The following is a 20,537-nucleotide window of genomic DNA, read 5'->3' on the forward strand; positions in this document are numbered from 1 at the left end:
CGACACTCAAGGAGCACCGCGATGTCGTACGAGAATCTGGCCGGCCGCACCGCTGTCGTCACCGGCGCCGCGAGCGGGATCGGCGAGGCCGTGGCCGTGCTGCTCGCCGCGCAGGGGGCGAGGGTCGCGCTGCTCGCCCGGCGCGGGGAGCGGCTGGAGGCCGTCGCCGGGAAGATCCGGGCGAACGGCGGGCAGGCGCTGGCCGTGGTCGCGGACATCACCGACGCCGCGTCCGTCGACGCGGCCGTCACACGGGTTCACGGCGCCTTCGGGGCGGTCGACCTGGTCGTCAACAACGCCGGTGTCATGCTGCCCAACCCCGTCGACGACGGTCGTATCGACGAGTGGCAGCGGATGATCGACACCAATCTCACCGGGGCGCTGCGGGTGATCCGCGCCTTCGGCGCGGACCTGGTGGGCGCCGCTCGGGACGGGCGGACCGCGGACCTGGTGAACATCTCGTCCGTCGGCGCGCACATCCCGTTCCCCACCTACGCGGTGTACGGGGCGACCAAGGCCGCGCTCACCTATCTCTCCCAGTCCCTGCGCACCGAGTTCGGGCCGCGGGACGTCCGGGTCACCAACATCGAGCCGGGGCTGACGGAGACCGAGCTCGCCTCGCACATCGACAACGACGGTCTGCGGGACCAGGTCGGCGGGATGATCGAGTCGGTGGGCCTGCTGGCCGCGGAGGAGATCGCCGACGTGGTGGCGTACGTCGGCAGCCGGCCCCGGCACGTCAACCTGCGCCAGATCATGGTGCTGCCGACCCGGCAGGCGTGAGCCGCCCGGTCAGTCCTCCCAGGCGTCGTCGCCCTTGTGATGGCGGTGGCGCCTGCCCCGGAAGAGCTCCGGGTTGGTGCGCACCGCCTGGAAGGCGTTCACGCCCACGATGCCGGCCCAGGCGACCAGCAGGCCCGGCAGATGGGCGACGCCGCCGCCGATCGCGGACAGCGGGATCGCCAGGACCAGGGAGACGATGCCGAAGCCGAAGCGCTCCCCCCAGGAGTCCGTCGGCTTCGGCGACCGGGAGCCCCGGGCCACCACCATCTGCTGCTCGGCCATCTGCCGGCGCACCCGGCGCTCCACCGCGCCGTCGATGCGCTGGTCGACCTTCTCCAGGAAGGAGTCGACCAGCGCGGACTCGTACTCCTCGCCCAGTTCCCTGCGTGCCTGAAGGGTGGCGTCGAGTTCCTTCTTCAGTTCGGCGTCCCGCGCGTCCATTCCGCTCATGGAATCCAAGCTAGGCAGCGCCGACGCCTGCCGCACTGGGGATAGCCCCCCTGTTCGTGGTCGGGATCCCCGGGACCGGGTTCAGGGGAGGAGGGAGACGAGGCCGGTGCCGAGGTCGAGGCGGGCGGCCGCCACATGGGCTCCGTGGAACGCCGGGTCCGCGCGGATCGCGTCCCGTACCCAGGCCGTGTGGGCCGTCATCGTGTGCTCGGCCCAGTCGCCGGGCAGGGCGCGGGTGCGGCGGGCGGACGGGGTGATCTCGTCCACCAGCAGGCTCAGATGGCCGGGGACGGGCGCGCCGGTGCGCACGTGCTCCAGGGTCGCCGCGACGGCCCCGCAGCGCTCGTGGCCGAGCACCAGCACCAGCGGGATGCGCAGTTCCTCGACGCCGTACTGGACGGACGCGAGCACCGCCTCGTCGAGGACCTGGCCGGCCGTCCTTGTGCACAGCAGGTCGCCGAGGCCCTGGTCGAAGACCAGCTCGGGCGGGACCCGGGAGTCGACGCAGCCGACGATCACCGCGAAGGGGTGCCGCGCGGCCGCCGGGAGAGGGCGGTGGCCATGACGTGTCCTCAGGAGTCGTACGGGTAGCGCTCGATCACCTTGCGTACCCGTTTAACGACTCTTGGCGGATTCCTCGTCAGATCATCGACGGTTCACTCCGGTTCATTTCGCCAGCCCGTGCTGTGCCGCGTACGCGTTCGCCACGTCCTCCGGGTCCTTCTTGTCCTTGTCCACCTGGCGGTTGAGCTCGGTGAGCTGGGCGGTGGTGAGGACGTTGCCGAGGCGGGCGAGGGCCTTGCGGACCGTGGAGTCGGCCTTGCGGTCGGCGATGAGCGGGACGACGTGCTGTCCGGGGATGAGGTTCTTGGGGTCGGTCAGCACCACCCAGTCGTTGGCCTGGATGTCGGTGTCGGTGGTGAAGAGGTTCGCCACGTCCACGTCGCCCTTCTTCAGGGCGCCCTTGACCAGCGGCCCCGAGGAGTCCAGCGACTTGAACTCCTTGAACTCGACGCCGTACACGTCCTTGAGCCCCACGACACCCACCTGACGCTTCTTCACCTCCGGCGCCGCGCCGATGACCAGCTTGCCGTTCTGCTTGCGCAGGTCTGCGAGGGAGGTCAGGCCGTACTTCCGCGCCGTCTCCTGGGTGACGACGAAGGCGTCGGAGTCCTCGGCCATGCCGTACGGCAGCACCTGGAGCCCGGCGGGGAGCGCGACGGCGAGGGCGTTCTGCATCTCGCCCTCCTCGGTGGCCGTGGCCTTCGGGTCGAGGTAGTGCAGGAGGGCGCCCTGGTACTCGGGCAGCAGGTCGATGTCGCCGCCCTTGAGGGCGGGGATGAGGATCTCGCGGGTGCCGAGGTTGGGGCGGACCTTCACCTTCACGCCGGCCGCCTCCAGGACGGCCGCGTAGAGGTAGCCCAGCACCTGGTTCTCGGTGAAGTTGGCCGTGCCGATGGTGACTCCGTCCTTGCTGGAGCCGCCGCCACCGGTGCCGGAGCCGCCGCCGTCGAGCGAGGTGATGCCGCCCGAGCAGGCGGTCAGTACGGGGACGGAGGCCGCTGCGAAGAGGCCGCCGAGGAGAGTGCGTCGGTTCATCGAGGGGTCCCTAGGCAGTGCGGTGGCGGAAGAGGAAGCGCTGGAGGCCGGACAGGGCCAGGTCCAGGACCACGGCGATCACGGCGACCAGCACCGCGCCGCCGAGCACCTGCACGAGGTCGCGCTGGGCCAGACCGTCGAAGACGTAGCGGCCGAGGCCGCCGAAGGAGACGTACGCGGCGATGGTCGCCGTGGCGACGACCTGGATCAGCGCCAGGCGCAGGCCCGTCATGATCAGGGGGAGCGCGAGCGGGAACTCCACCTGGAACAGCACCTGGTGGCCGCGCATGCCCTGCCCGCGGGCGGCGTCGCGGACGTCCGGGTCGACGGCGGTCATCCCGGCGTAGGTGTTGGTGACGATCGCCGGGACCGCGAGGGCGACCAGGGCGACGTACACCGGCAGCATCGACAGTCCGCCGGCCAGGAAGACCAGGACCACCAGGCCGACGGTGGGCAGTGCGCGGCCGAAGGACGCGAGGTTGATCGCGACGAACGCGCCCTTGCCGGTGTGGCCGATCAGCAGTCCGAGCGGGAGGCCGATCGCGGCCGCGATGAGGGTCGCGAGCAGCGAGTACTGGAGGTGCTCGGCGAGCCGGTGGGCGATGCCGTCCGAGCCGGACCAGCTCGCGCCGCTGGTCAGCCAGGTGCCGAGGTTCTTGAAGAGTTCGTACATCAGGCTCGCCGCCTCTTCCACGGGGTGAGGACGTACTGGAGGGCGACCAGCAGGGCGTCCGCGACCACCGCGAGCAGGATCGTGAGGACCACGCCGACGATCACCGGGGTCGGGAAGTTGCGCTGGAAGCCGTCGGTGAAGAGCTGGCCGAGGCCGCCGTCGCCGATGTAGGTGGCGACGCTCACCAGCGAGATCGACATGACCGTCGCGATGCGGACGCCCGCCATGATCACGGGGAGCGCGAGCGGGAACTCGACGGTGAGGAGCGTGCGCAGCGGGCGGGTGCCCATCGCCTTCGCCGCCTCCTTGGTCTTCGCGGGGACCGAGTCGAGGCCCTCGACGGTGTTCCGGAGCAGCACGACCAGCGTGTAGACGGTCAGGCCGATCACGGTCGTGGTGCGGGTCAGGCCGCTGACCGGCAGCAGGAGCACGAAGATCGCGATCGACGGGATCGTGAACAGGACGTTCGAGAGGCCCAGCAGGAAGCCGCGCAGGGGCCGGACCCGGTGGGCGATCACCGCGAGCGGGAGCGAGATCAGGACGCCGAGGAAGACGGCGCTGAGGGCTGCCTGGAGGTGGGAGACCGTGAGGGTGGTGAGGTCGTCGGTGTGGTCGCCGATCCACGACCAGTCGATGGTCATGCGGTCACCACCCTGGCCTCGCTGTGCGCCTGTCCGGCGTGCCGGTGGATGTCGTCACGGGACGAGACACCGGTGAGGACGCCGTCGGCGTCGACACGGGCGATCAGGCCGGTGGGGGAGGCGATGGACTCGTTGAGCGCCGCCAGCAGGGAGTCGCCGTCGGCCAGCGGCCGTACGGGGACTTCGGCGGCCTCCGACTTCCAGTGCAGCGGCTTGCGGGCCTCGTCGAGTACGAGGGTCCAGGCGCCCCCTTCCGGGGCCGGACCCTGCGGAACCTCCGCCAGGCTCTTCAGCGAGAGCAGCTTGAGACCGCGCTCGGCGCCGAGGAAGTCGGCCACGAAGTCGTCGGCGGGGCGGGCGAGGAGTTCGGTGGGGCCGGCGCACTGGACGAGGTGGCCGCCGGTGCGGAAGACGGCGATGCGGTCGCCGAGCCGGACCGCTTCGTCGATGTCGTGCGTGACGAAGACGATGGTCTTGCCCAACTCCTTCTGGAGCCGCAGGAGTTCGTCCTGGAGCTGGGTGCGCACGACAGGGTCGACCGCGCCGAACGGTTCGTCCATGAGCAGCACCGGCGGGTCGGCGGCCAGCGCGCGGGCCACACCGACGCGCTGCTGCTGGCCGCCGGAGAGCTGGTGCGGGTAGCGCTTGCCGGCGTCCGGTGCCAGGCCCACGGTCTCCAGGAGCTCGGCGGCGCGGGCGCGGGCCTTCTTGCGGCCGTGGCCGAGGAGGAGCGGCACGGTGGCGATGTTGTCGAGCACCGTGCGGTGCGGGAAGAGGCCGGCCTGCTGGATGACGTAGCCGATGGAGCGGCGCAGTTCGGCCGCGTCCTGGTGGGTGATGTCCTTGCCGGCCACCTTGATGGTGCCGGAGGTCGGTTCGACCATCCGGTTGATCATTCTGAGGGTGGTCGTCTTGCCGCAGCCGGAGGATCCGACGAGGACGGTCACGCCGCCTTCCGGCATGTCGAGGGTCAGGTCGTGGACTGCTGTCGTGCCGTTGGGGAAGCGCTTGTGCACCGCGTCGAACTGGATCATGAGATGTCCCTTGCCCGGCTGTATAACGTCATGCAGAGTTCTCTGTAGCTGAATAACTTGTCAACGGGTTGGTGTAAATCCGAAGTAACGGATGACCGGCAGGCAAGATCGTGTGTCCGGGTTGAGGGGAGTTTGGGCTTTATGTCGTCTCGAATCGTGGACACACCTTTTCCGGTGCACACCGGCCTCGTCGTCCTCGACGGGATCGGACTCGGGATCGCGGACGTCGTGCGGCTCGCCGACGGGGTCGCGCGGCCGGTGCCCGGCACCGATGCGATGAAGCGGGTGAACGAGTCCTGGGACGCCGCCCGGCAGATCGCCGCGACCGGACGCGTCTACGGCCGCTCCACCGGGGTCGGCGCCAACCGGAACGAGTCCGTGCCCACCGAGGCGGCCGCGGAACACGGCTTGCGGCTGCTGCGCAGCCACGCCGGGGCGATCGGGGAGGAGCTCCCGGCGAGACAGGTCCGCGCGATGCTCGCGGTGCGGGCGAACCAGCTGCTGGCCGGCGGCGCGGGGCTGCGGCCGACCGTGGTCACCGCACTGTGCGAGGCGCTGGAGAACGGGGCCTACCCGGTCGTCAACGAGTTCGGCTCGGTCGGGACCGGGGACATCGCCGCGTTGGCCCAGGTGGGGCTGGCGTTGGCGGGGGAACACCCGTGGCGGGACGCGGCGGACGCGGGCGGGGGTGTTTCCGGCAGCTTCGGCGGGCCCGGTGCGGGCGGCACCTCCGGCGGGCTCGGCGTGGGTGGCGCTGTCGGGGGCTCGGGCGCGGGGCCTTCCGGTGCCGCGGGCGCGCGACTTGCCGGTGCCTTCGGTGGGGTCGGTGCGGTTGCCTCCGGTGGGTTCCGAGGTGTGGGCGGTGCTCCCGCGCCGCAGCTCCTCGACAACAACGACGCGCTCGCCTTCATCAGCAGCAACGCCCTCACGCTCGGGCAGGCCGCCCTCGCCCTGCACGAGCTGCGTGGGCTGTTGGAGGCCACGCAGGTCGTCGGGGCGCTGTCGCTGCTCGCCGTGGACGGGTCGCACGAGGCGTACGCGGCGCCCGTGCACGCCGCCCGGCCGCACCGGGGGTCCGCCGAAGTGGCGCGGCGGATGCGGGAGTTGATCGGCGCCGACGAGCGGCCCACCCCGCCGCTCGGACGGATCCAGGACCCGTACGGCTTCCGGTGTCTGCCCCAGATCCACGGTCCCGCCCATGACGCCGCAGACGCCCTGGAGGCGGTCGTCGCGATCGAGATCAACGCGGCCGCGGAGAACCCGCTGATCATCCCCGAGGACATGGCCGCCTACCATCACGGCGGCTTCTACCAGGCCCAACTCGTCCTCGCCCTGGACCACTTCAGGCTGGCGCTGACGCAGGTCGCCCGGCTGTCGACGTCACGGCTCTCCACCCTCAACGAACCCGCCTACACCCGTCTGCGCCCCTTCCTCGCCGACCACGAACCCGCCTCCTCCGGCGTGATGATCCTGGAGTACGCCGCCGGCGCCGCCCTCGGCGATCTGCGGGCCTTCTCGGCCCCCGCGTCGCTCGGTCACGCTGTACTCTCCCGAGGCGTCGAGGAACAGGCCAGCTTCGCCTCGCTCGCCGCACGTCAGACACTGCGGGCGTGCGGTGCGTACCGTCTGGTGGTGGGCTGCGAACTCGTCGCCGCCGTACGGGCGCTGCGCCAGCGCGACCTCGGCCCCGACCCGGACCTCCCGGTGGGCCGCGCGCTGGAGCTCGCCAAGTCGGTGCTCGACGAGGACCAGGCCGACCGGCCGCTCACGGACGACGTGACGGCGGCGACCGCACTGCTCGACCGGTTCACGGACATCTGGAGGGGGAGCGAGTCATGAGCGCGGAGGAGACGGCGGAGGAAACGGCGGAAGAGCCGGCGCAGGAGTCGGCCGAGCGGACCACGGCCCCGGCCGCGGCCGACAGCCCGGCCGCACGGCTCCAGGCGCTCTTCGAGGGGCACCGGCTCACACCGACCCAGCGGCGCATCGCGCACAGCATGGTGCGGCGCGCCGCCGACGTGCCGTTCCTGTCCAGCGTCGAGCTGGCCGAGCTCGCCGGGGTCAGCCAGCCGTCCGTGACCCGCTTCGCGGTCGCCCTCGGCTTCGACGGCTACCCGGCCCTGCGCAAGCACCTGCGCGAGGTCGCGCCCGCCGAGCAGAGCGCGGCCTCGGCGTCGTACAACGAGTACCAGCAGGCCGTCGAGGCCGAGATCGAGAACCTCAGGCACCTGGCGGAGCTGCTCGCCGACCCGCGGCCCGTGCAGAAGGCCGGACGGCTCCTGGCGGCCTCGCGTCCGCTGCCGGTGCTGGGCCTTCGGGCCGCGGCCTCCCAGGCGTACGGCTTCGCGTACTTCGCCGCCAAGGTCCATCCGGACGTACGGCTGCTCCACGAGGGCGGCACGATGATCCACGACCGGATCGACGCCGCCGTCCGCGCGGGCGCCTCGACGCTGCTGTGCTTCGCGCTGCCCCGGCATCCACGGGAGGTCGTGGACACCCTCGCGTACGCGAAGGAGGCCGGGCTGACCGTCGTCACCGTCGCCGACTCCGCGTTCGCGCCGGTCGCCAAGGTGTCCGATCTGCTGCTCCCGGCCGCCGTCGGCACCGGGCTCGCCTTCGACACCGCGTGCGCGCCGATGCTGCTCGGGCGGGTGCTGCTGGAGGCCATGTGCGACGACCTGCCGGACGCGCAGGCCCGCCTGGAGGAGTTCGACGCGCGGGCGGCGGCGCGGGGTCTTTTCGTGGAGTGACGTGGCTTCGAGAGCGGCTTCAAGTGCGGCTTCAAGAGCGGCTTAAGACGCTTTAAGACTCGTCTCACGTTCGCTTACTAGCCTGCGCCGCCGAAGGACTGTGCCGGTACGGCGAGGAGGCGGAACGTGGCACGCGGAGATCGCAGAGCTCAAGGTCTGGCCCGGGTGGCCGTCGTCGTACGCGCCGGGGCCGCGCCGCTGTGGTGGGCCGGGGTGTTCGCCGCCGGTGTGGGTGTCCTGGTGCCGGGGCTGACCGGGCGCCGGATCGGCGTCCTGGCCGGGGCGGCGCTGTTCATCGTCGCGGCGGCCGTCGTGTCGTACCGCCGGCGCAAGCGCTACACCGCCCTGACCCGCGGTGCCGCCCGCGCCGGCAAGCACGATGTGCTCCAGGACCGCGCGGTGACCGTGCGGAACTGGCGCCACGGTCACCGCTGGTGGCTGCTGCTCGCCTTCGCGGCCGCGCTCGCCAGCTCCCTCGTCCTGCCCGCGGCGGGCGGCATGCTGCTCGCCGGGACCGGCGTGGGACTGCGGCTGAAGGCCGCGTGGCTCGGGCGGCGCGAGCGGGCCGAGGACGCCCTGCTGTGGGTGCGGGTCGACTGGCTCGACGCACGCGGCGGACGCCCGGCCGGCAAGGCGGTCAAGGCGTACCGCGGCACCGGCATCGCGGCGGGCGACGCGGCCCCGGGCGGGGCGCGCCGCCGTGCCGCGGCACTGGTCTGAGCGGTTCGCTCGTCAGACCTCCAGGTCCTCCTCGATCTTCCGCAGCTGGTGACGGGCCATCGCCAGGTTCGAGCGCTTGGCGTCCAGGACCAGGTAGATGAACAGGCCGTTGCCGCCGCGACCGCTGATCAGACGGATCAGGTGGTACTGGTCGGACAGCGAGATGAGGATGTCCTCGATCTGGCCCTTGAGCCCCAGATGCTCCATGGTGCGCATCTTGGCGCGCACGACGTCGGTGTTCCCGGCGGCCGCGACGTTCAGGTCGAAGCCCTTGCTGCCGCCCATCGTGCCGAGCGCCATACCGCTGGTGTAGTCCACGAGGGCGACTCCGGTCGCGCCTTCGATGGAGGCGAGAGCTTCCTTGAGACAGGTTTCGGTGTTGGCCATGGCTGTGTGTGCCCCTCTACTCGGGTTCAACTTTCGGTGGATGTGCGCGCGTTGGTGGTACGTGGCGCGCGCGCCGTTCTCGTTCGTGGGGTGCCGGTCCGGGCGGGCGCCCTGGCCGGTTTCGCGGGCGTCTCGGCGGGGGCCCGGGAGTCGACGAGGTCCCCGATGCGGGCACTGGCGCGACGGCCCTCCAGATGCAGGCGCCCGATGCTCACCCCGTCCTGGGCGAGCAGGGTGAGGACGGCCGTGCGGCCCGCCGAGTACGTCGACACATAGCCGTACGCCCCGCGCACCAGCAGTTCGCGGAAGTCGCCCTGCCCGGTCGCGTCGGCCAGCCGTACGGCGACGCCGAGCGCGGCGGCCGTCAGCGCCGCCATGCCCTCGGGCTCGACGCCGGGTGTGTCCTGGGCGATGACGAGTCCGTCGACGCTCGCCGCCAGGGCACCGGTGAGGTGCGGCACCCGGCTTCTCAACCGGCGCAGCTCGTCCAGGATCTCGGGTTCGGCCGCCATCAGGTCTCTCCTCTCGGCGCGTGCCCGCTGTCGCTCAAAGGGACTCCAGCGCATCCCTGAGCCTCTTCAGCAGCGTGATGTCGGGATCGGCGACCCTCAACGGGTCGGTCATGGCCGCATCGGAGGGGCGTGCGGGACCGCGGACTTCCAGGGGAGTGGGCGTGCCGCGGGTCGTGGGGCCGGGTGTGGCCGCAGGGTCGCGGGTCACGACCCCGGCCGCCGCCAGCCGCCGTACGTCCACCAGGGTGTGGAACGCCGGGCGGCCCAGCCGGCGGGCGATGTCCGGCGCCGCGCGGACGCCGTCGACCAGGTGCAGCACCGCCCGCTGGCGGGCCGTGAGGCCGGGGGCGGCGAGGGTGTCGCAGTGCAGCAGTGGTGCCTCGTCGGTCGCGGGGTCGGGCCAGATGCGGTGCAGCAGGTCGCGGCGGCGCAGCGTCTCGTGCTCCAGGGCGGCCACGGTGACCGGGTGCACGGCACCGAGGCGCCCCGCGCCCGTGTACCGGAAGCGGCCCGGGCTGCTGCTGGGCGCGAGCGCGAAGTAGGCGGCGTCGTACAGCGCCTCCAGGTGGCACAGCTCCAGCGCGCCCCGGGTGAGCCGGCCGCGCCCGGCCAGCAGGAGCCCGGCGCCGGGAGCGCCGTCGGCCTCGGCGGCCGCCTGGTTCCAGGTGTCGGCGTCGAGTGTGCCGTGGGCGGTGAGGAGCACGTCGAGGCCCGGCGCCAGGGGGCTCTCGGCGTGCACCACCCGGCCCTCGGCGAGATGCAGGGTGCCGCGCTCGCGGACGAGGACGCCGGTGGCCCGTTCGGCGGCGAGCCGGGTCAGCATCGGTGAGACGCCGCCCCACGCCCGGTCGCGGGCCTCCGCCTTGTCCCGCACCGGCAGCCGGGGCGGCGGTGGGGTCCTTACCGTGGTCATCCGAGCACCAGCCGTCCGGTCATCTCACCGAGGCGGATACGGGCCAGCGCGAGGTTGCCCTCCACGCGGGCCAGCCACAGATGCAGGAAGACGCTGCTGTCGAAGGACGTCCGGACGAAGCACAGGACGTGGTAGCTGTCCCGGTTGCTGATGATCACGTCCTCGACCGGTGGGTCGGCGGCTCCGTCCGCCGGGTCCTTGGGGTCGTCCGGGGCGAACGCCCGGTGTTCGGCGGCCAGTCGGGCCAGCTCGGCCGCCTCCGCCGCGGCCGCCTCGTGGTCGCCGCCCGGTGACTCCCCGGCGGTGCCCAGAGCCAGCCCGCTCGTCCAGTCGACCAGGGCGACGCCCCGGGCACCTGGTAGTTGCATGGCTTCGAGCAGACACTCGTCGATTCCGGGCACCGCGGTTCCCCTCCCGCATGGGGTTCGGCTGAGTGACGCCGAAACTACGCAGGGTGTGCGTGAGGGGTGAGGAATCTGGCATTTTCCGGTGGAACATTCGCCGGGTGACTAAGGTGGGTCAACTGAGCTCGTTTTCCGAACAGTTGACCCACATGTCCACCGGCGTGCGTCAATGGCGCGCGGTTGCTCAGAGGGTGGTGAGCCCGTCCGCGTGCGCCCCTCCCGATTCGGCCACGATCTCGGCGGTCGTCTGCGGCGTGCGGACGGTCGCGAAGGCGACCCCGCCGCCCCCGTCCGGGGCGAAACCGTGGATCCCCGGCCGCGCCAGGGAGTTGTACGCGTAGTGATGCGCGAAGTAGTACGCCCCCGTGTCCAGCGCCGCCGCGTAGTCCCCCTGCTCCAGCAGCGGCAGCGCCCGCCCCTCGGCGAGCAGATCCCCCGAGAAACAGGCCGGACCGGCGATGTCCTGCACCACCTCCGGCCCCTCCTTGGGCCGCCCCTTCGCGTCGTACGCCGCGATCCTGAGCGGCCACGACCCCGGCACGTACACCGTCCGCGTCGCCACCTGCACCCCCGCGTGCGTCACCGCGACCGACCGCCCGCCCGCGCTCTTGGCGTACTCGACCCGCGCCACGACCGTCCCGTGCTTGGCCAGCAGCGACCGCCCGAACTCGGTGACCAGCCCGTACCGCCCGTCGAACAGCCCCGGCACCGCCTCGCTCAGCAGCCGCGCGTACTGCGCGTACGTCGGCGCCGTCGCGTCCGAGCCGAAGTTCACCGGCAGCCCGCCGCCGATGTCGACGGTGTCGATCTGCCGCCGCCCGATGCTCCGGTTGATCTCCTCGGCGAGCGCGTACGTCTCGGCGGCCCCCTGCGCCATCAGCGACAGCGGGATGCCCTGGGAGCCGGTGTGCGCGTGCAGCCGGGTGAGCCAGGGGCGGTCGGCGTAGGCGCGCACGATCCACTCCCGCGCGCCCTCGTCCCGCAGCGCCACCCCGAACTTCGAGGTCGCCGTGGCCGTCGACGTCGCCCCGATCGAACCCCCGCCGACCTGCGGATTGACCCGGATCCCGAGGGGGGAGCGGCTTGTGGCGGACCTCATCAGCGCGTCGATACGGTCCAGCTCCTGCGGATTGTCCGCGTTGACGGCGATCCCCAGCGCCAGCGCCTCCCGCAGCTCGGCCGGAGTCTTCGCGGGCGAGTCCAGCACGGTCATCTCCGGACGCACCCCCGCCGCCCGCGCCAGCGCCAGCTCGCCCGGACTGGCCACCTCCGCCCCGATGCCCGCCTCCCGCAGCAGCCGCACCACCGGCACCAGCGGGGTCGCCTTCACCGCGAAGGCGTGCAGCACCGGGGTGCCGGGCGCGGTGACCGCGTCGAACGCCGCCCGCAGCTCGGCCGCCGACTCCCGGATGCCGGTCACGTCCAGAAGGCCGACGATGGGGCGGTCGGGCCCCAGCAGCCCCTGCTCCACCGCGGCCCGCACCGCCTCGTCCCGCCGCGCCGCACGCGCCATGTGTTCCCCGCTGCCGTTGTCCACGCCGTCCCCCGTCAGGTCGTTGTCCGTGCCTACATGTCCAGCCAAACACCGCTTCCCGCCCCACGCCGGGGGACCGCGCTATTGACTAGGTCTATTCAGAAAGTCAGGATGTGAATAACGACAGCAACAGTCCGCTAGGAGGCAGACCATGTCAGGACCCCGCCCCGTCCGAGCGTCGCGCGGTACGGAACTGAGTGCCCTGGGATGGCAGCAGGAAGCCGCCCTGCGGATGCTGCAGAACAACCTCGACCCCGAGGTCGCCGAACACCCCGACAAGCTCGTCGTCTACGGCGGCACGGGCAAGGCGGCGCGTGACTGGCGCTCCTACGACGCGATGGTCCGCACCCTGCGCACGCTCAAGCAGGACGAGACGATGCTGGTCCAGTCCGGCCGGCCCGTCGGGGTCATGCAGACCCACGAGTGGGCGCCGCGCGTGCTGATCGCCAACTCCAACCTCGTCGGCGACTGGGCGAACTGGGAGGAGTTCCGCCGCCTGGAGGCCCTCGGCCTGACCATGTACGGCCAGATGACCGCCGGCTCCTGGATCTACATCGGCACCCAGGGCATCCTCCAGGGTACCTACGAGACCTTCTCCGCCGTCGCCGCGAAGAAGTTCAACGGCACCCTCGCCGGCACGATCACCCTCACCGCCGGCCTCGGCGGCATGGGCGGCGCCCAGCCGCTCGCGGTCACCATGAACGACGGTGTCGCGATCTGTATCGACGTCGACCCGCGCGCCATCGAGCGCCGCATCGAGCACCGCTATCTGGACGTGAAGGCCGACAACCTGCGGCACGCGCTGCAACTGGCGGTCGAGGCCCGGGACGCCCGCAGGCCGCTCTCCATCGGCCTGCTCGGCAACGCCGCCGAACTCTTCCCGCAGATGCTGGCCGAGGGCGCCCCCATCGACATCGTGACCGACCAGACCTCGGCCCACGACCCGCTCTCCTACCTGCCCGTCGGCGTCGACTTCGACGACATGGCCTCCTACGCGGCCAAGGACCCGGCCGGCTTCACCACCCGCGCCCGCGAGTCGATGGCGCGGCACGTCGAGGCCATGGTCGGCTTCATGGACGCCGGCGCCGAGGTCTTCGACTACGGCAACTCGATCCGCGGCGAGGCCCAACTCGCTGGATACGAGCGGGCGTTCGCCTTCCCCGGCTTCGTCCCCGCCTACATCCGACCGCTCTTCTCCGAGGGCAAGGGCCCCTTCCGCTGGGCCGCCCTGTCCGGCGAGGCCTCGGACATCCACAAGACCGACAAGGCGATCCTCGACCTCTTCCCCGAGAACGAATCCCTGCACCGCTGGATCAAGATGGCCGGCGAGCGGGTCCACTTCCAGGGCCTGCCCGCCCGTATCTGCTGGCTCGGCTACGGCGAGCGCGACAAGGCCGGCGAGCGGTTCAACGACATGGTGGCGAGCGGCGAGCTGGCGGCTCCGCTGGCCATCGGCCGCGACCACCTCGACTCCGGATCGGTGGCGTCGCCGTACCGCGAGACGGAGGCGATGCTCGACGGCTCGGACGCCATCGCCGACTGGCCGCTGCTGAACGCCATGGTCAATGTGGCCTCGGGCGCCAGCTGGGTCTCCATCCACCACGGTGGCGGCGTCGGCATGGGCCGCTCCATCCACGCGGGCCAGGTGTCCGTGGCCGACGGCACGAAGCTCGCCGGCGAGAAGATCCGGCGCGTACTGACCAACGACCCCGGCATGGGCGTCATCCGGCACGTGGACGCGGGCTACGACATCGCGGTGTCCGTCGCCGACGAGCGGGGCGTGCGGGTGCCGATGCGTGAAGGTGACGACGCGTGACGCAGCAAGAGGGCCGCCCGCACAGCGGCGGCCCGACCGGCGGTTCCTTCCACACCATGTGGAAGGAGCTCCGCCCCATCGGCCGGCACCCCGACTCCCACGGCTACCGCCGCTACGCCTGGACCGGCGCCGACGCCGAGTGCCGGACCTGGTTCGAGGAGCAGGCGCGGGCCCGCGGGCTGACCTACGAGCTGGACCGCAACGGCAACCAGTGGGCCTGGCTCGGCGACCCCCTGGCCGGGGACGCCGTCGTCACCGGATCGCATCTGGACTCCGTACCGGACGGCGGTGCCTTCGACGGGCCCCTCGGTGTCGTGTCCTCCTTCGCCGCGCTCGATGAACTCCGCGCCCGCCGGGCGACGTTCACCAAGCCCCTCGCCATCGTCAACTTCGGTGACGAGGAGGGTGCCCGGTTCGGGCTGGCCTGCGTCGGCTCGCGGCTCACCTCGGGGCAGCTCACCGTGGAGCAGGCGCACCGGCTGACCGACGGGGACGGGGTCACGCTGCCCAAGGCCATGGCGGCCGCCGGGTACGACCCCGACGCCATCGGCGCGGACCCGGAGCGGCTCTCCCGCATCGGCGCCTTCGTCGAACTCCATGTCGAGCAGGGCCGCGCGCTGGACCTGTCCGGCGACCGCGTCGGGCTCGCCAGCGCCATCTGGCCGCACGGGCGGTGGCGGTTCGACTTCCGGGGCGAGGCCAACCACGCCGGCACCACCCGGCTCGTCGACCGGCGCGACCCCATGCTGTCGTACGCCGAGACCGTGCTCGCGGCCCGCCGCGAGGCCGAACTCGCCGGTGCCGTCGCCACCTTCGGCAAGATCTCCGTCGAACCCAACGGCGTCAACGCCATCCCGTCCCTCGTGCGCGGCTGGCTCGACTCCCGCGCCGCCGACCAGGAGAGCCTGGACGCCGTCGTCGGCGGCGTCGAGAAGGCCGCCCGGGAGTACGCGGCGGCCCACGGCATCGACCTCGACGTGGTCCGCGAGTCCTTCACCCCCGTCGTCGAGTTCGACCACGCCCTGCGCGACGAACTCGCCCGCATCCTCGGCACCGGCACCGACCTCAAGGTCCCCGTCCTGGGAACCGGCGCCGGACACGACGCCGGAATCCTCTCCGGGGACATCCCGACCGCCATGCTGTTCGTACGCAACCCCACGGGTGTCTCGCACTCCCCGGCCGAGTTCGCGGCCGAGGACGACTGCGTGGCCGGGGTACTCGCACTCGCCGACGTACTGGAAGGGCTGGCCTGCAGGTGACCCCGAAGACCTACTGGCTCGAACACGCCTGGCTCGACACCCACGTCGAGCCGGGCGTGGCCGTGACGACGGCGGACGGCCGCATCACCACCGTCCGCACCGACACGCCCACCCCGCCCCCCGGCGCCGAGATCCTGCGCGGCCTCACCCTCCCCGGCCTCGCCAACGCCCACTCGCACGCCTTCCACCGCGCCCTGCGTGGCACCGTCCAGGTCGGCTCGGGCACCTTCTGGACCTGGCGCGAGGTCATGTACGCCACGGCCGACCGGCTGACCCCGGAGACCTACCACGCCCTCGCCCGGGCCGCCTATGCCGAGATGGCCCTGGCCGGCATCACCGCGGTCGGCGAGTTCCACTACGTCCACCACGCCCCCGGCGGCACCCCCTACGCCGACCCCAACGCCATGGGCGAGGCCCTCATCGCGGCCGCCGCCGACGCCGGCATCCGCATCACCCTCCTCGACACCGCCTACCTCTCCTCCGCCCTCCTCAACCAGCACGTCGGAGAGCCGCCCAACACCCACCAGCTCCGCTTCTCCGACGGCAGCGCGGACGCCTGGGCCGAACGCTGTTCAGTTCTCAAGGAACGGGATCACGCGCGGATCGGGGCGGCCATCCACTCCGTACGGGCCGTGCCCGCGGGCCAGCTGGCGACCGTGGCGCGGTGGGCCGAGGAGCGGCGCGCCCCGCTCCATGTGCACCTGTCCGAGCAGACCGCCGAGAACGACGCCTGCCAGGCCGCCCACGGCTGCACCCCCACCCAGCTGCTCGCCGAGCACGGCGTCCTCGGCCGGCGCACCACCGGCGTCCACAACACGCACCTCACGGACCAGGACATCGCGCTGATCGGCGGCTCCGGCACCGGCACCTGCATGTGCCCCACGACGGAACGCGACCTGGCGGACGGCATCGGACCGGCGGTGGCCCTCCAGCGAGCGGGCTCCCCGCTCTCCCTCGGCTCCGACAGCCACGCCGTCATCGACCTGCTCGAAGAGGCACGGGCGATGGAGCTCAACGAGCGCCTGCGCACCCGCACCCGGGGCCACTGGACGGCCGCCGCGCTGCTGCGGGCCGCCTCCGCCGACGGTCACGCGGCCCTCGGCTGGGACGAGGCGGGCACCCTGGAGCCCGGCGCGCTCGCCGACTTCACGACGATCGCGCTCGACTCGGTCAGGACGGCAGGGCCGCTTCCACGGCTCGGGGCCGAGACAGCCGTATTCGCCGCGTCGGCAGCAGACGTGTCGCACACGGTCGTGGGCGGTCGGCATGTCGTACGGGACGGGGTCCACTCCCTCGTACCGGATGTACCGAAAGCCCTCGCGGACGCCGTCGACGCCCTGCGCGGATGACTCCGGGCCGCCCGCCCGCGCGGCCCGCCTCCGTCCCCGAACCCGCCCCCACCGCAGACCAGGCCACCAAGGACGCCATGAGCAACGCGACGACCGTCAGCCCCGCACACTCCGCGAGCACCGCAAGCACGCTCATCACCAACATCGCCGCTCTGGTCACCAACGACCCCTCCCTCGGTGACAGCTCTCCCCTCGGACTGATCCAGGACGCGGCGCTCGTCATCGAAGGCGACCGCGTCGTGTGGACCGGTGATCAAAGCAAAGCACCCGCCACTGACAACCGGGTCGACGCGGGCGGCCGGGCGGTCGTCCCCGGCTTCGTGGACTCCCACTCCCACCTCGTCTTCGCGGGCGACCGGACACAGGAGTTCAACGCCCGGATGTCGGGGCGGGCGTACAGCGCGGGCGGTATCCGTACGACGGTCGCGGCGACCCGGGCGGCGAGCGACGCCGACCTGGAGGCCAACCTCACCCGCTACCTCGCCGAGGCCCTGCGGCAGGGCACCACGACCTTCGAGACGAAGTCCGGCTACGGCCTGACCGTCGAGGACGAGGCCCGCGCCCTGCGCATCGCCGCCGCGCACACCGAGGAGGTCACCTACCTGGGCGCGCACATCGTCTCGCCCGACTACGCCGAGGATCCGGCCGCCTACGTGGACCTCGTCACCGGCGAGATGCTCGACGCCTGTGCCCCGTACGCCCGCTGGATCGACGTCTTCTGCGAGAAGGGCGCCTTCGACGGCGACCAGGCCCGCGCGATCCTCACGGCCGGCAAGGCGAAGGGCCTGCACCCGCGCGTCCACGCCAACCAGCTCTCCTACGGCCCGGGCGTCCAGCTCGCCGTCGAACTCGACGCGGCCAGCGCCGACCACTGCACCCACCTCACGGACGCGGACGTGGACGCGCTGGCGAGCGGCAGCACCGTGGCGACGCTCCTGCCCGGCGCCGAGTTCTCCACGCGCGCGCAGTGGCCGAACGCCCGCCGCCTCCTGGACGCCGGCGTGACCGTGGCCCTGTCGACCGACTGCAACCCGGGCTCGTCGTTCACGTCCTCGGTGCCGTTCTGTATCGCCCTCGCGGTACGGGACATGGGCATGACCCCCGACGAGGCGGTCTGGTCGGCCACGGCGGGCGGTGCGGCGGCCCTGCGCCGCGACGACATCGGCCGCCTCACCCCGGGCGCCCGGGCCGACCTCACGGTCCTCGACGCCCCGAGCCATGTCCACCTGGCCTACCGGCCGGGCGTACCGCTGGTCGCCGAGGTATGGCGACGGGGCGTGCGCGAGATCTGACGCGAACGCCGGATCCGACTCGCACGCCCCGTACGCACACCGCCGTACTCAGAGGGACAGGGTCACTCCTCGACCGTGAGCCCCTTCCGCAGCCGTACCAGCGTCCGGGACAGCAGCCGCGACACATGCATCTGCGAGATGCCCAGCTCGTCGCCGATCTCGGACTGCGTCAGCCCCGCCACGAACCGCAGGGAGAGGATCTTCCGGTCCCGTGCCGGGAGTTCGGCGATCAGGGGCTTCAGGGACTCGACGTACTCGATGCCCTCGATGCCGTGGTCCTCGTAGCCGATCCGGTCGGCGAGGGCGCCCTCGGCGTCGTCCTCCTCCGGCTGGGCGTCCAGGGAGGAGGCCGTGTACGCGTTCGACGCGGCCATGCCCTCGACGACCTCGTCCTTGGTCAGGTCGAGGCGCTCGGCCAGTTCGGCCACCGTCGGCGCGCGGTCCAGCTGCTGGGCCAGCTCGTCGCCCGCCTTGGCGAGGTCGAGCCGGAGCTCCTGGAGCCGGCGGGGCACCCGCACCGACCACGACGTGTCGCGGAAGAAGCGCTTGATCTCGCCGACGATGGTCGGCATCGCGAAGGTGGGGAACTCCACGCCGCGGGCGAGCTCGAAGCGGTCGATCGCCTTGATCAGGCCGATCGTGCCGACCTGGATGATGTCCTCCATCGGCTCGCTGCGGGAGCGGAAGCGGGAGGCGGCGAACTTGACCAGGGCGAGGTTGAGCTCGACGAGCGTGTTGCGGACGTACGAGTATTCGTGAGTGCCCTCCTCCAGCGACTCCAGCCGTGCGAAGAGGGTCTTGGACAGGGCCCGTGCGTCCACCGGCCCCACCTCGTCGAACGGGGGGATCTCCGGAAGCCCGGCGAGTGGGTCGTCCTGCTCGATGGGATCCAGCTGTTCCGGGGGGGATGTCGACGTCGCCGTCTGGGTATGCGAGGCGTCGAGCCGGGGTGACATGATGTCCTCCATCGTTCTCGGCATATGGGCTGCCGAAGCCATTGGTGTGCACTGCGGTGTGCGGCGCCTCCAAAGCCGGCCGTGTCGAGTACGTGTCCTTACTAGCCCTACCCGCTTTCGCGACCCCACCGCAAGTGCGTTCTGTTCGTATATGTCCGTTTCTGGGCAGATGTTCGGGTGTCAGGGCGTGGAGGTAAGGCGTAGTGTTCGTGGGCGTCATAGGCAGCCACGACGTCGGGAGAGAGAGGCGGCATGGACCGCGGGACGGTCGGCAGCGCACAGTCTGGCCGGCTTCTGGTCGAGGTGCGGAAACAAGGCGCCAGCGCCGTCGTGACCCCGGCGGGTGAGTTGGATCACCACACCGCCGATCTGTTGCGTGAGCCACTCGAGGCCTGCCTCGGCGAGGGCTTCCACCGGCTGGTCGTGGACTGCTCGCGCCTGGAGTTCTGTGACTCCACCGGGCTCAACGTACTGCTCGGCGCCCGGCTGAAGGCCGAGGCCGCCGGCGGCGGAGTGCATCTCGCCGGGATGCTGCCCGTGGTGGCGCGCGTCTTCGAGATCACCGGCGCCGACGCGGTCTTCACCGTCCATGACACGCTCGAAGCGGCCCTGGCCGACGAGACCGGCTGAGCCGGTCCGTCGGGCCTCGCGGTGCCCCGGGCGTCCCGGTGCGAAAGACGCGTGCCGAAACAGGGGGTGTTCTGTTCGCCCGGTCGGGCAGGAGACTTCCTGAAAAAGGCGTCAGGCGCGGCGACGGATCCATCGTCGATCTACGTACTGCACTCTGACTATTGAATCGTGAACTGGTGAATCGGTGAGGTGAAGCGCTGATGAGCAGCACCCGGCCTTTCTCGCCGGGCGACCGCGGCCCGGAGGCCGACGGCGCTTCCGGGGTGTCCGAAGGGGGTGCGGCCGTGCCGCCCGAGTCGTCGGCGGGCCGGCAGGTCCGCAGTCTGAGCTTCGACGGCGCGAGCGGCGTCGTCCCCCTGGCCCGTGACTTCGCCCGTCAGGCGTTGTACGCGTGGGGCTGGCTCCCCGCGGCCACCGCCGACCAGCGGGCCGCCGCCGAGGACGTCCTGCTCGTCGTCTCCGAGCTGGTCACCAACGCCTGTCTGCATGCCGAGGGCCCCGACGGGCTGTGGATCACCCTCGACAACAAGGTGATCCGCATCGAGGTCTCCGACAAGGGCACCGGCCAGCCGGCCCCCCGCACCCCGCACCGCGCGGGCCGCCCCGGCGGCCACGGCATGTTCATCGTGCAGCGCCTCTGCCTGGACTGGGGTGTGGTCCGCAGCCCCGGACTCGCGGGCAAGAAGGTGTGGGCGGAGCTCGGCGCACCGGCGTAATCCGGTTGGCGGGCCGGGCCCGGCCCCCTACCCTCGACCGCAACGCGCTGACGGAGACAAGTAGCCCCGGGCCACGCGAGTCGAGAGAGCCGCCGACAGCTGTGAAGGCGGCCTCGCGG

At 72.0% G+C, this 20,537-nt stretch carries 22 protein-coding genes; 10 read left to right on the plus strand and 12 right to left on the minus strand.

What is annotated here, in order from left to right; translation table 11 throughout:
- The first annotated feature begins 21 nt into the window (after window positions 1-21).
- Window positions 22-783 carry an SDR family oxidoreductase gene (locus HLK59_RS08115; protein WP_171140590.1) on the plus strand — a complete coding sequence of 254 codons (762 nt, stop codon included), beginning with the start codon at window positions 22-24 and terminating at the stop codon, window positions 781-783.
- 9 nt (window positions 784-792) lie between these two features.
- On the opposite strand, the gene HLK59_RS08120 is transcribed toward HLK59_RS08115, so the two are convergent.
- From HLK59_RS08120 to HLK59_RS08145, 6 genes are all read right to left on the minus strand, one after another.
- Window positions 793-1,233, minus strand: a complete 441-nt coding sequence (locus HLK59_RS08120; protein WP_171140591.1) for a hypothetical protein — start codon at window positions 1,231-1,233, stop codon at window positions 793-795.
- Window positions 1,234-1,314: 81 nt separating this feature from the next.
- Window positions 1,315-1,752: a carbonic anhydrase gene (locus HLK59_RS08125; protein ID WP_346779672.1), complete on the minus strand. Its 438-nt coding sequence runs from the start codon at window positions 1,750-1,752 to the stop codon at window positions 1,315-1,317.
- 147 nt (window positions 1,753-1,899) lie between these two features.
- Entirely contained in the window at window positions 1,900-2,832 is a 933-nt protein-coding gene (locus HLK59_RS08130; protein ID WP_171140592.1) for an ABC transporter substrate-binding protein, read from the minus strand.
- A 10-nt stretch (window positions 2,833-2,842) separates the two neighbouring features.
- Window positions 2,843-3,505, minus strand: coding sequence for an ABC transporter permease (locus HLK59_RS08135; RefSeq protein WP_171140639.1), 663 nt, complete (start codon window positions 3,503-3,505; stop codon window positions 2,843-2,845).
- Window positions 3,505-4,146, minus strand: coding sequence for an ABC transporter permease (locus tag HLK59_RS08140; RefSeq protein WP_171140593.1), 642 nt, complete (start codon window positions 4,144-4,146; stop codon window positions 3,505-3,507). The genes HLK59_RS08135 and HLK59_RS08140 overlap by 1 nt, the downstream gene beginning before the upstream one ends.
- Window positions 4,143-5,180 (minus strand): ATP-binding cassette domain-containing protein, encoded by a 1,038-nt coding sequence (locus tag HLK59_RS08145; protein ID WP_171140594.1) that lies wholly within the window; start codon window positions 5,178-5,180, stop codon window positions 4,143-4,145. The genes HLK59_RS08140 and HLK59_RS08145 overlap by 4 nt, the downstream gene beginning before the upstream one ends.
- Before the next feature lie 141 nt (window positions 5,181-5,321).
- Between HLK59_RS08145 and HLK59_RS08150 the strand changes: the two genes are divergently transcribed.
- The 3 genes from HLK59_RS08150 (at window position 5,322) to HLK59_RS08160 (ending at window position 8,650) form a co-directional block, all read left to right on the plus strand.
- The gene (locus HLK59_RS08150) at window positions 5,322-7,019 is read left to right on the plus strand and encodes an aromatic amino acid ammonia-lyase (protein WP_171140595.1); all 1,698 of its coding nucleotides are present in this window, start codon (window positions 5,322-5,324) and stop codon (window positions 7,017-7,019) included.
- On the plus strand, window positions 7,016-7,930 hold the full coding sequence (locus HLK59_RS08155) for a MurR/RpiR family transcriptional regulator (RefSeq protein WP_171140596.1): 915 nt from the start codon (window positions 7,016-7,018) through the stop codon (window positions 7,928-7,930). The genes HLK59_RS08150 and HLK59_RS08155 overlap by 4 nt, the downstream gene beginning before the upstream one ends.
- A 126-nt stretch (window positions 7,931-8,056) precedes the next feature.
- Window positions 8,057-8,650, plus strand: a complete 594-nt coding sequence (locus HLK59_RS08160) for a hypothetical protein (RefSeq protein WP_171140597.1) — start codon at window positions 8,057-8,059, stop codon at window positions 8,648-8,650.
- A gap of 12 nt (window positions 8,651-8,662) precedes the next feature.
- Here HLK59_RS08160 and HLK59_RS08165 read toward each other — a convergent pair whose 3' ends face one another.
- From HLK59_RS08165 to HLK59_RS08185, 5 genes are all read right to left on the minus strand, one after another.
- Complete coding sequence (locus tag HLK59_RS08165; protein WP_171140598.1) at window positions 8,663-9,037, minus strand: hypothetical protein; 375 nt, start codon at window positions 9,035-9,037, stop codon at window positions 8,663-8,665.
- A gap of 26 nt (window positions 9,038-9,063) precedes the next feature.
- Window positions 9,064-9,549 (minus strand): roadblock/LC7 domain-containing protein, encoded by a 486-nt coding sequence (locus tag HLK59_RS08170; protein WP_171140599.1) that lies wholly within the window; start codon window positions 9,547-9,549, stop codon window positions 9,064-9,066.
- Between the two features lie 34 nt (window positions 9,550-9,583).
- The gene (locus tag HLK59_RS08175) at window positions 9,584-10,462 is read right to left on the minus strand and encodes a MarR family transcriptional regulator (RefSeq protein ID WP_171140600.1); all 879 of its coding nucleotides are present in this window, start codon (window positions 10,460-10,462) and stop codon (window positions 9,584-9,586) included.
- The gene (locus HLK59_RS08180; protein WP_171140601.1) at window positions 10,459-10,863 is read right to left on the minus strand and encodes a hypothetical protein; all 405 of its coding nucleotides are present in this window, start codon (window positions 10,861-10,863) and stop codon (window positions 10,459-10,461) included. Before HLK59_RS08180 ends, HLK59_RS08175 begins: the two co-directional genes overlap by 4 nt.
- A 187-nt stretch (window positions 10,864-11,050) precedes the next feature.
- Window positions 11,051-12,379: a diaminopimelate decarboxylase gene (locus HLK59_RS08185; RefSeq protein WP_171140640.1), complete on the minus strand. Its 1,329-nt coding sequence runs from the start codon at window positions 12,377-12,379 to the stop codon at window positions 11,051-11,053.
- A gap of 172 nt (window positions 12,380-12,551) precedes the next feature.
- Between HLK59_RS08185 and hutU the strand changes: the two genes are divergently transcribed.
- From hutU to hutI, 4 genes are read left to right on the plus strand one after another with little or no spacing between them, the layout of a single operon-like run.
- On the plus strand, window positions 12,552-14,216 hold the full coding sequence (gene hutU, locus HLK59_RS08190; protein WP_171140602.1) for a urocanate hydratase: 1,665 nt from the start codon (window positions 12,552-12,554) through the stop codon (window positions 14,214-14,216).
- Between the two features lie 56 nt (window positions 14,217-14,272).
- Window positions 14,273-15,475: an allantoate amidohydrolase gene (locus tag HLK59_RS08195; RefSeq protein ID WP_171140641.1), complete on the plus strand. Its 1,203-nt coding sequence runs from the start codon at window positions 14,273-14,275 to the stop codon at window positions 15,473-15,475.
- Window positions 15,472-16,824 carry a formimidoylglutamate deiminase gene (locus tag HLK59_RS08200; RefSeq protein WP_171140603.1) on the plus strand — a complete coding sequence of 451 codons (1,353 nt, stop codon included), beginning with the start codon at window positions 15,472-15,474 and terminating at the stop codon, window positions 16,822-16,824. Before HLK59_RS08195 ends, HLK59_RS08200 begins: the two co-directional genes overlap by 4 nt.
- Window positions 16,821-18,116, plus strand: a complete 1,296-nt coding sequence (hutI, locus tag HLK59_RS08205) for an imidazolonepropionase (RefSeq protein ID WP_171140604.1) — start codon at window positions 16,821-16,823, stop codon at window positions 18,114-18,116. Before HLK59_RS08200 ends, hutI begins: the two co-directional genes overlap by 4 nt.
- Window positions 18,117-18,178: 62 nt before the next feature.
- Here the strand turns inward: hutI and HLK59_RS08210 are convergent, their stop codons facing one another.
- Window positions 18,179-19,084 carry an RNA polymerase sigma factor SigF gene (locus HLK59_RS08210; RefSeq protein ID WP_171140605.1) on the minus strand — a complete coding sequence of 302 codons (906 nt, stop codon included), beginning with the start codon at window positions 19,082-19,084 and terminating at the stop codon, window positions 18,179-18,181.
- Window positions 19,085-19,324: 240 nt separating this feature from the next.
- Here HLK59_RS08210 and HLK59_RS08215 point away from each other — a divergent pair, with 240 nt between their 5' ends.
- Window positions 19,325-19,702 carry an STAS domain-containing protein gene (locus HLK59_RS08215; protein WP_171140606.1) on the plus strand — a complete coding sequence of 126 codons (378 nt, stop codon included), beginning with the start codon at window positions 19,325-19,327 and terminating at the stop codon, window positions 19,700-19,702.
- Between the two features lie 200 nt (window positions 19,703-19,902).
- A complete protein-coding gene (locus tag HLK59_RS08220; protein ID WP_171140607.1) occupies window positions 19,903-20,418 on the plus strand; it encodes an ATP-binding protein in 516 nt (171 codons plus the stop codon).
- The last annotated feature ends 119 nt before the right edge of the window (window positions 20,419-20,537 follow it).

Origin of the sequence: Streptomyces sp. S3(2020), from assembly GCF_013044505.1 — a bacterium.
Classification (GTDB): Bacteria; Actinomycetota; Actinomycetes; order Streptomycetales; family Streptomycetaceae; genus Streptomyces.

What these genes read in the sequence shown, in the direction of transcription:
- HLK59_RS08115 (WP_171140590.1), top strand. Translation starts at nt 22, where the DNA reads ATGTCGTACGAGAATCTGGCCGGCCGCACCGCTGTCGTCACCGGCGCC.
- HLK59_RS08150 (WP_171140595.1), top strand. Translation starts at nt 5,322, where the DNA reads ATGTCGTCTCGAATCGTGGACACACCTTTTCCGGTGCACACCGGCCTC.
- HLK59_RS08175 (WP_171140600.1), bottom strand. Translation starts at nt 10,462, where the DNA reads ATGACCACGGTAAGGACCCCACCGCCGCCCCGGCTGCCGGTGCGGGAC.
- HLK59_RS08185 (WP_171140640.1), bottom strand. Translation starts at nt 12,379, where the DNA reads ATGGCGCGTGCGGCGCGGCGGGACGAGGCGGTGCGGGCCGCGGTGGAG.
- HLK59_RS08220 (WP_171140607.1), top strand. Translation starts at nt 19,903, where the DNA reads ATGAGCAGCACCCGGCCTTTCTCGCCGGGCGACCGCGGCCCGGAGGCC.
- HLK59_RS08120 (WP_171140591.1), bottom strand. Translation starts at nt 1,233, where the DNA reads ATGAGCGGAATGGACGCGCGGGACGCCGAACTGAAGAAGGAACTCGAC.
- hutU (WP_171140602.1), top strand. Translation starts at nt 12,552, where the DNA reads ATGTCAGGACCCCGCCCCGTCCGAGCGTCGCGCGGTACGGAACTGAGT.
- HLK59_RS08155 (WP_171140596.1), top strand. Translation starts at nt 7,016, where the DNA reads ATGAGCGCGGAGGAGACGGCGGAGGAAACGGCGGAAGAGCCGGCGCAG.
- HLK59_RS08210 (WP_171140605.1), bottom strand. Translation starts at nt 19,084, where the DNA reads ATGGAGGACATCATGTCACCCCGGCTCGACGCCTCGCATACCCAGACG.
- HLK59_RS08135 (WP_171140639.1), bottom strand. Translation starts at nt 3,505, where the DNA reads ATGTACGAACTCTTCAAGAACCTCGGCACCTGGCTGACCAGCGGCGCG.
- hutI (WP_171140604.1), top strand. Translation starts at nt 16,821, where the DNA reads ATGACTCCGGGCCGCCCGCCCGCGCGGCCCGCCTCCGTCCCCGAACCC.
- HLK59_RS08170 (WP_171140599.1), bottom strand. Translation starts at nt 9,549, where the DNA reads ATGGCGGCCGAACCCGAGATCCTGGACGAGCTGCGCCGGTTGAGAAGC.
- HLK59_RS08140 (WP_171140593.1), bottom strand. Translation starts at nt 4,146, where the DNA reads ATGACCATCGACTGGTCGTGGATCGGCGACCACACCGACGACCTCACC.
- HLK59_RS08215 (WP_171140606.1), top strand. Translation starts at nt 19,325, where the DNA reads ATGGACCGCGGGACGGTCGGCAGCGCACAGTCTGGCCGGCTTCTGGTC.
- HLK59_RS08145 (WP_171140594.1), bottom strand. Translation starts at nt 5,180, where the DNA reads ATGATCCAGTTCGACGCGGTGCACAAGCGCTTCCCCAACGGCACGACA.
- HLK59_RS08130 (WP_171140592.1), bottom strand. Translation starts at nt 2,832, where the DNA reads ATGAACCGACGCACTCTCCTCGGCGGCCTCTTCGCAGCGGCCTCCGTC.
- HLK59_RS08165 (WP_171140598.1), bottom strand. Translation starts at nt 9,037, where the DNA reads ATGGCCAACACCGAAACCTGTCTCAAGGAAGCTCTCGCCTCCATCGAA.
- HLK59_RS08195 (WP_171140641.1), top strand. Translation starts at nt 14,273, where the DNA reads ATGTGGAAGGAGCTCCGCCCCATCGGCCGGCACCCCGACTCCCACGGC.